Origin of the sequence: Actinoallomurus sp. NPDC050550, assembly GCF_040655075.1 — a bacterium.
Taxonomy (GTDB): Bacteria; Actinomycetota; Actinomycetes; order Streptosporangiales; family Streptosporangiaceae; genus Actinoallomurus.
The window spans coordinates 61,115-67,833 of record NZ_JBFAJC010000054.1 but is presented as its reverse complement, the minus strand read 5'-3'; the positions used below and the strand labels follow the sequence as shown (position 1 = coordinate 67,833).

General features: G+C 67.3%; 8 protein-coding genes. 4 read left to right on the top strand and 4 right to left on the bottom strand.

Annotation, left to right across the window (positions count from 1 at the left end; genetic code table 11):
• Positions 1-208 precede the first annotated feature (208 nt).
• Positions 209-577: an STAS domain-containing protein gene (locus AB0I04_RS44225; RefSeq protein WP_360898901.1), complete on the bottom strand. Its 369-nt coding sequence runs from the start codon at positions 575-577 to the stop codon at positions 209-211.
• A 646-nt stretch (positions 578-1,223) separates the two neighbouring features.
• Between AB0I04_RS44225 and AB0I04_RS44220 the strand changes: the two genes are divergently transcribed.
• A complete protein-coding gene (locus tag AB0I04_RS44220) occupies positions 1,224-1,418 on the top strand; it encodes a lipopolysaccharide assembly protein LapA domain-containing protein (protein ID WP_360898898.1) in 195 nt (64 codons plus the stop codon).
• Between the two features lie 132 nt (positions 1,419-1,550).
• The gene (locus AB0I04_RS44215) at positions 1,551-1,907 is read left to right on the top strand and encodes a hypothetical protein (protein ID WP_360898895.1); all 357 of its coding nucleotides are present in this window, start codon (positions 1,551-1,553) and stop codon (positions 1,905-1,907) included.
• 91 nt (positions 1,908-1,998) lie between these two features.
• Here the strand turns inward: AB0I04_RS44215 and AB0I04_RS44210 are convergent, their stop codons facing one another.
• Genes AB0I04_RS44210 through AB0I04_RS44200 form a run of 3 tightly spaced genes read right to left on the bottom strand, consistent with a single transcriptional unit; the run spans position 1,999 to position 3,923 of the window.
• Entirely contained in the window at positions 1,999-2,454 is a 456-nt protein-coding gene (locus AB0I04_RS44210; protein WP_360898892.1) for a universal stress protein, read from the bottom strand.
• A 52-nt stretch (positions 2,455-2,506) separates the two neighbouring features.
• Positions 2,507-3,583 carry an acyl-CoA desaturase gene (locus tag AB0I04_RS44205; protein WP_360898889.1) on the bottom strand — a complete coding sequence of 359 codons (1,077 nt, stop codon included), beginning with the start codon at positions 3,581-3,583 and terminating at the stop codon, positions 2,507-2,509.
• Positions 3,584-3,629: 46 nt separating this feature from the next.
• Complete coding sequence (locus tag AB0I04_RS44200) at positions 3,630-3,923, bottom strand: UBP-type zinc finger domain-containing protein (protein WP_360898907.1); 294 nt, start codon at positions 3,921-3,923, stop codon at positions 3,630-3,632.
• A 355-nt stretch (positions 3,924-4,278) separates the two neighbouring features.
• On the opposite strand from AB0I04_RS44200, the gene AB0I04_RS44195 reads away from it, so the two are divergent.
• Complete coding sequence (locus tag AB0I04_RS44195) at positions 4,279-5,193, top strand: LysR substrate-binding domain-containing protein (RefSeq protein WP_360898886.1); 915 nt, start codon at positions 4,279-4,281, stop codon at positions 5,191-5,193.
• A gap of 93 nt (positions 5,194-5,286) precedes the next feature.
• Positions 5,287-6,186, top strand: a complete 900-nt coding sequence (locus AB0I04_RS44190) for an SPFH domain-containing protein (RefSeq protein ID WP_360898883.1) — start codon at positions 5,287-5,289, stop codon at positions 6,184-6,186.
• Positions 6,187-6,719 lie beyond the last annotated feature (533 nt).

The following is a 6,719-nucleotide window of genomic DNA, read 5'->3' as shown; positions in this document are numbered from 1 at the left end:
CGAGCTCCATCAACAACTCGGCGGTCGTCTGCGGACGTGACGTGAGCGGCATCCTGGTGTTCCCCGAATCCTGGCGTTGATCAGTGCGAACCGGTGAGGCGGTGAGTGCCCCGCCGCCGGATGCGAGGCCGTACGCCCGCATGATCACCCTAGGCGATGAGCTCGTCGCGGTGACGATGCCCTGGCCGGTCATTCGGCGGGCTTCGCTTCACGCAGCGGTGCGCATGTCGATGTGCTCGCGGGGAACGGAGGGGCGAATGATGAAGGCTTGATCGAGGCCGGTGATCCGCAGCAGCTTGCTCACATTGGGGCGGGGTGCGGCGAGGTTGATCGTGATCCCGTGCAGCCTCGCGCGGCGTTGTGTTCCGACGAGCAGGGCCAGTCCGGAGGCGTCGCAGAAGGACACGCCGGACAGGTCGATGGTGACGAGTGGGGCGGTCGTGTCCTTCAGCAGGGTGAGGATGCGGTAGCGGAGGGCCGCGGCGGTCGCGATGTCGAGCTCTCCGCGCACCGCGATGACGGTGCGGCCGGGCAGCCGGCGGCTGAACAGCCTGGCGCGGGCGGTGTTGTGATGCATCGGTGGATCTCCGATCCGGGATGACACGGCCGGGTCGGGCCGTCTTACTCCTCCGGCTCCTGATCCGCGCACACCGGGCCGGTCGTGTCCAAGTGGCCTGACAGGACGCCATCATGGCTGTCTGGTTCGGTCGACCGTGACCCCGCCGCGGCAAGTTCGGGCACCGGCGGCAGAGCCGCTCTCCCGTACTGCTCAGCCTGAACCCGCGTCACCGACGGAAAGATCCTTTCGGGATTCTTCATACAGATCCGGGACGCCCCACAGCAGACCGCACCCCTCGATGCCGGTTGTCTTTTTCAAGCACGAGACAGCGCCGTATTTCAAAACTCAGCAGCCCAGCTCGAATTCTCCAAGCAAGGCCGCATTTTCCGTAATTTCGGGTGTATGCTTTTTAGTATCCGGAAACGATGACATCCAGGTTTTTGGGGTTGCCTGTCATGCCGGGCCTACCGAAGGGGATGTCATGCCCCTCTTCCATCACTCCCGTAACGGATCCACCAGTCGGCACGCTGAACCTGCCACGGCGGCACCACCCGTGTGTTCGTCGCCTTCCGCGCCGGTGCCGGCACGCCCTGCGCCAAAGATGCGACCGGTCCCGGTCACGCGGACGAGCGTGGCGTGGGTCGGCGTATGGACCGCGGTAGTCGTGCTCGTCGCGTTCATCGTGTTCATCCTGCAGAACACACGCGACGCGCAGGTCTCCTTTTTCTGGTTGCACGGAACCCTGCCGCTGGCGGTCGGTCTGTTGATAGCCATGGCCGCCGGGATGACGGTGACGCTGATGATCGGCACCGCGCGCATCTCCCAGCTACACCGCCTGGCCCGTCGGCATCGCGACTAACGGCCGTTATCGATAGGGGCCTTGACCGGATGGTCGGCCAGGGCCGGAAATCGAGAAACAGCAAATTGGTCACCAATCTGGCAATGACAAATTGGTCACCAATCCGGCAATGAAACGACAGATGAGGACAAGATGAATCATCATCAGCAGACTCTTGCCCGCCAACCACGCCTAGGAACCGGCTTTGCCGAGTCCGAGGCGAAATGGGTGACTCGCCGTCTCGCGCCGCTCGTGACCCGGCTGCGTTCCTTCGCCGACACAGCGGTCGAACTCCACCTCAGTATCAAGGACCGCGATGGCGCCGATCCGCGAGTGACCCTGGTATGCCGGGTGGCCGGGCAAACCCGTCTGGTGGCGACCGCAGCCGCCCGCAGGCTGGGTACCGCCGTGACGGAAGTTCGGAATGACATGATCCGCCAAGTCGAGGGCGCCAAGGCCGCCCAGATCTGGCGCGAGCCGCGGCACACCCGTGCTCACCGTCGGCGCTGAACCCTCACCGCCGGCACTGAACCGGAGCAGGGCCAAGGAGATGGCGGCCCGAGACGGGACCAGAAGGCCCCGACGGCTCGGAGCATGCGTGTCAGGGCACGATGAGGACCGGGCACTCCGCGTGCCGGGACACCTCGTCGGCGACGTTGGACCGGAACAGCGCAGACGGTCCGTCGTGGTGCCGGCGACCTAGGACGATCAGATCCACCTCCGTCTCCCGCGCCTGATCCAGTACGGCCCGTGGCGTGTATCCCGGTGTACTTTCCAGCAGCAGGCCCTCGGCCTGCACACCCGCCGTGGACAGGACGGCGACGGCGTCATCGACCATCCGTTGCGCCACGCTGCCCGCGTCGCTCGCCGCCGGTTCACCGGCCAATGCCTGGCTTGCCAGGGCGCCCAGGATCGACGGCAGGGACGGGAAGTCCGTGGCCCGCACATGCAGAACGAGGACCGTCGCCCCGGTCAGCGACGCCAGGTGCCGGGTCTGGTCCAGCACGGCCTCCGTACTCGCCGTCCAATCGATCGCGGTGAGGATTCGCTTGTACATCGTCCGTTCCTTTCTCCTGAGGCTTTCACGCCACACCGGTGTGATCCGCCGGTCATGAGCCCGGGGCCATACGGGTCCGCCCAGCGGCGCTGCCGACCGTGTGGAGGTGGCGGAGCACTTCGGCGTAGGAACGGGCGAGGGAGGTCTCGGTGTAGGAGATGCCGTGCTGTTCGCAGTGAGCACGTACGAGCGCCTGGGCGCGCCGCAGGCTAGGACGCGGCATGCTGGGGAACAGGTGGTGTTCGATCTGATAGTTCAGGCCACCGAGTACGAAGTCGGTGAAGCGACCGCCGCGCACGTTACGGGAGGTCAGTACCTGGCGGCGCAGGTAGTCGAGCTTCTCGTCCTCGCCCAGGATGGGCATGCCCTTGTGGTTCGGGGCGAACGAGCATCCCATGTACACGCCGAACAGGCCCTGCTGCACGAGCAGGAAGCACACGGCCTGGAAGGGAGACAGCACGATGAACAGGGCCGCCAGATAGCCCGCCGCGTGGATGAGCAGCAGGATCGCCTCGGTCGGTTTCGCCCTCGGTGATCCAGTGCGGCCCAGGAGCGCCCGGACGCTTGCGACGTGCAGGTTCAGTCCTTCCAGCAGGAGCATCGGGAAGAACAGGTAGGCCTGCGAGTTGGCCAGCAGGACGCCGAGTCCGCGGCGCACGCGAGCGTGGGCCTGGGTGAAGGCGATCGCACCGCCTGCGATGTCGGGATCGTGGCCTTCGTGGTTCGGGTGAGCGTGGTGACGATTGTGCTTGTCGACCCACCAGCCATAGCTCAGCCCGACCAACAGACCACCGTGCAGGCGGCCGAGCAGGTCGTTCGCACGTTTCGAACCGAAGATCTGCTTGTGCCCGGCGTCGTGCCCGACGAAGGCGACCTGGGTGAACATCACCGCGAGGAAGACCGCGACCAGCAGCTGCCACCAGGAGCGCCCCAGCAGGGCGAAGACGACCCACCCGGCAGCGAACAGCGTGAGATTCGCCGCGATCTTCAGTGCGTAATAGGCGGGCCGCCGATCGAGCAGTCCCGCTCGCTTGACCTGGCGGGACAACTCGGCATACGCGCTCCCACGTCCGGCGGCGGGCGGCCCTCGGCGAGAGCGTGCACCCGGTCTTACGGCGTCAACGACCATCCTGCTTGCTCCTTCGGCTGTTACGAGATGGCAGGGCGTGGACTGCTCAGACGGCGCGCCGGTGGACGTAGCACCATCTCCAGGTCGACCCGGGTTGCAACGCGCGTACCACCGGATGGTCGGTCTCTTCGTAGTGCGCGAGCGCGTGCCGACGGGGCGAGTCATCCGAGCACGCCACCCAACCGCACGTCAGGCACGCCACAAGGCCGGCCCAGCGCTCACCGGCGGCTCGGCATTCCCGGCACGTGCTCGAGTTGGGGGACACCGGCACCAGCGCATCGAGATGCTCACATCGGGGTGCCGACCCGTTCAAGCTGACGCCTCGCGCATCGAGCGCCATGCCGGCCCCATCCGCACTCATCTGCGCTCCCTCCCTCCGGAACCTGCGCGGTGCCATACCGGGATGATTCACTCCCAGTCCACCCGCATCAGGGCCGGGCGGAAACCCGCAACCCGAGCAAGCCTCATCACCTGTCCTGATCACCAGGGCGAGCGCCGCCTGTGGCGGACAACGGGCAACCCCTCCGGACCCGTGCGATGAAGCTGACCGACGGGGAGCCTCATCACAGGTCTGGATTACCACCTGTGCCGCGTGCGAGCCTGTACATGATGCGCGCGGCCCGGCGCCCGGGAAACCGGTTGCGCGGGGCCCTGGCGGCAGGTGAATTCCGGCGGTGGGTGGGGAGGTGGCGGGCATGGAGCTTCGCCAGCTTCGCTACTTCGTGACGCTGGCCGAAGAGTTGCATTTCGGCCGGGCGGCCGCGCGGGAGCACATCGTCCAGTCGGCGTTGAGTCAGCAGTTGCAGCGGCTGGAGCGCGAGCTGGAAGTACGCCTGCTGGAGCGCAGCACCCACCACGTCGGGCTGACGGCGGCGGGAGCGGCGTTCCTGGTCGAGGCCCGGCAGATCCTCGCTCACGTCGACCGGGCGGCGCAGGTCGCCCGCAGCACGGCCGGAACATCTCCCAGCCTGCGCGTCGGCATCATCGATGCGAGCTACGACTCGATGCCGCAGATCCTGCACGAGGTCCAGGCCAGATATCCCGATCTGGTGATTCACCAGGTCGAGGCCGGTGTGCCCGAGCAGTACCAGCAGCTCCTCGACGGCCGCATGGACGTGGGCATCGGCCGTGCCGCACTCGCCCCACCCGGGGTGGCCTCACACCTGTTCCGCAAGGATCCGCTGGGCGTACTGGTCCCCGACGGTCACCGATTCACGTCTTTGGACGGTGTGCCGGTCGCAACGCTCGCCCAAGAGCCTCTGCTGCTCGCCGAGGACGTGCAGGCGCCGGAGTTCAACCAGTTCGTGGTTGAGATGTGCCGGTCGGCGGGATTCACGCCCGCCGTGTACGAAGGCACCGTGGAGAGCATCCGCGCCGCCGCTGCTCTGGTCGCAGCAGGACGATGCCTGTACTGCGTGCCCTCCTCCTGTATCTCCGCCCTCCCCGGAACGATCTGGCGGCCGCTGATCGAACCGGTGTCTCATTACCCGTGGTCGATCCTCTGGCGGGCGACCGACACCTCCGATCACGTACGCGCCATCATCACCTGCGCGCGGGCGATGTCGCACCGATTGGGCTGGCTGGCGGTACCCGACCGGACCGCCGGCTGAAACGCCGAGTCGGCGGCCGGTCATCAGCTGACGTGATGAGCCCTGCTCAGGTTCCTGGTTTCCGTGCCAAGGACATGGCGGTTGGCTGATGGCATGGACACCACCCTCATCACCGTCGCCGTCGCCCTTGTCGCCGTGGCACTGTCGGCCCTGATGCTGTCGGTGCGGGTCGTGCAGCAGTACGAGCGCGGCGTCGTGTTCCGGCTGGGACGGGTCCAAGGCGGCGTGCGGCCGCCGGGACTCACGTTCATCGCACCGATCGTGGACCGGCTCCGTAAGGTGAATGTCCAGGTCATCACCATGAGCGTCCCCGCCCAAGACGGCATCACCGAGGACAACGTCAGCGTTCGCGTCGATGCGGTCGTCTACTTCCGGGTCGTCGACGCCGTCAAGGCCATCGTGAACGTGCAGAACTATCCCTTCGCCGTCTCCCAAGTCGCCCAGACCTCACTGCGCTCGGTCATCGGCCGCGCCGACCTGGACGCCCTGCTGTCCCAGCGCGACCGGCTGAACTCCGAACTCACCGCGATCATCGACGGCCCCACCGAGCTGCCCTGGGGGATCAAGGTCGAACGGGTCGAGCTCAAAGACGTGGCACTGCCCGAAGCGATGAAACGCTCCATGTCCCGCCAGGCCGAAGCCGAACGCGAACGCCGCGCCCGTGTCATCACGGCCGATGGCGAATTCCAGGCCTCGACAAAGCTCGCCCAAGCCGCCGCCACCATGGCCGCCGATCCCGCCGCCCTGCAACTGCGACTCCTGCAGACCGTCGTCGAAGTCGCCGCGGAGAAGAACAGCACACTCGTCATGCCCGTCCCCGTCGAACTGCTCCGCTTCTTCGACCGCCTCGGGCCAGGGCCCGGGCCTGACGGCACCGGCACGGCGCATGCGCCTGCCGAGACTCCTCGTCTCGACCTGCGGCAGGCGGCGACCCCAGTGATTCCCGCCGCCCCGGCGCCCCTCCTGACCGAAAAACCCGAACCCATCAGCTGAATGAATCGGCTCGCCGGTCGGCGAGCCGATACAGAACGTCGCCGCTTCCCACGAGCATGGCGTTGAAAGAAGGGCACACCGCGATGACCGCGAAACGATCCGCCCCCTCCCAGACCGACGGCACGTCCGCGGAGGCGGACACGGCCGTTACGTCCCGGGCCGACGCCACGACAGAGGCCCAGCAGACGAAGCCCGGCACCGGCGCCCGCGCTCGGCAACGCGCCGCCGAGGCGGGCGAAGCCCTTCGAGACGGAACACGGCACGTCACCGATGTGGCGGCCAGGACGCGGCGCTCGGCCCCTGTACGGGTGCGGCAGATTTCTGGCGGTGCCATCACGCGAACCCGCCGTCTGACCGGGAAAGTCGCAGCCTGGGCACGCCGAAACCCCAAGGCGGTCGCCGGCGCGATAGCGGGTGCGGCCGCATTCGGGCCGGCAGCGTGGCGGCGGATCACACGACCAGGGCGACGCTAGCCACGCGCGTGGACCGGCTCACTCTCGGAGTCGTGTCACGGTCGCGCAAGGAGAACGAGA

What these genes read in the sequence shown, in the direction of transcription:
- AB0I04_RS44225 (WP_360898901.1), bottom strand. Translation starts at nt 577, where the DNA reads ATGCATCACAACACCGCCCGCGCCAGGCTGTTCAGCCGCCGGCTGCCC.
- AB0I04_RS44215 (WP_360898895.1), top strand. Translation starts at nt 1,551, where the DNA reads ATGAATCATCATCAGCAGACTCTTGCCCGCCAACCACGCCTAGGAACC.
- AB0I04_RS44210 (WP_360898892.1), bottom strand. Translation starts at nt 2,454, where the DNA reads ATGTACAAGCGAATCCTCACCGCGATCGATTGGACGGCGAGTACGGAG.
- AB0I04_RS44205 (WP_360898889.1), bottom strand. Translation starts at nt 3,583, where the DNA reads ATGGTCGTTGACGCCGTAAGACCGGGTGCACGCTCTCGCCGAGGGCCG.
- AB0I04_RS44200 (WP_360898907.1), bottom strand. Translation starts at nt 3,923, where the DNA reads ATGGCGCTCGATGCGCGAGGCGTCAGCTTGAACGGGTCGGCACCCCGA.
- AB0I04_RS44195 (WP_360898886.1), top strand. Translation starts at nt 4,279, where the DNA reads ATGGAGCTTCGCCAGCTTCGCTACTTCGTGACGCTGGCCGAAGAGTTG.
- AB0I04_RS44190 (WP_360898883.1), top strand. Translation starts at nt 5,287, where the DNA reads ATGGACACCACCCTCATCACCGTCGCCGTCGCCCTTGTCGCCGTGGCA.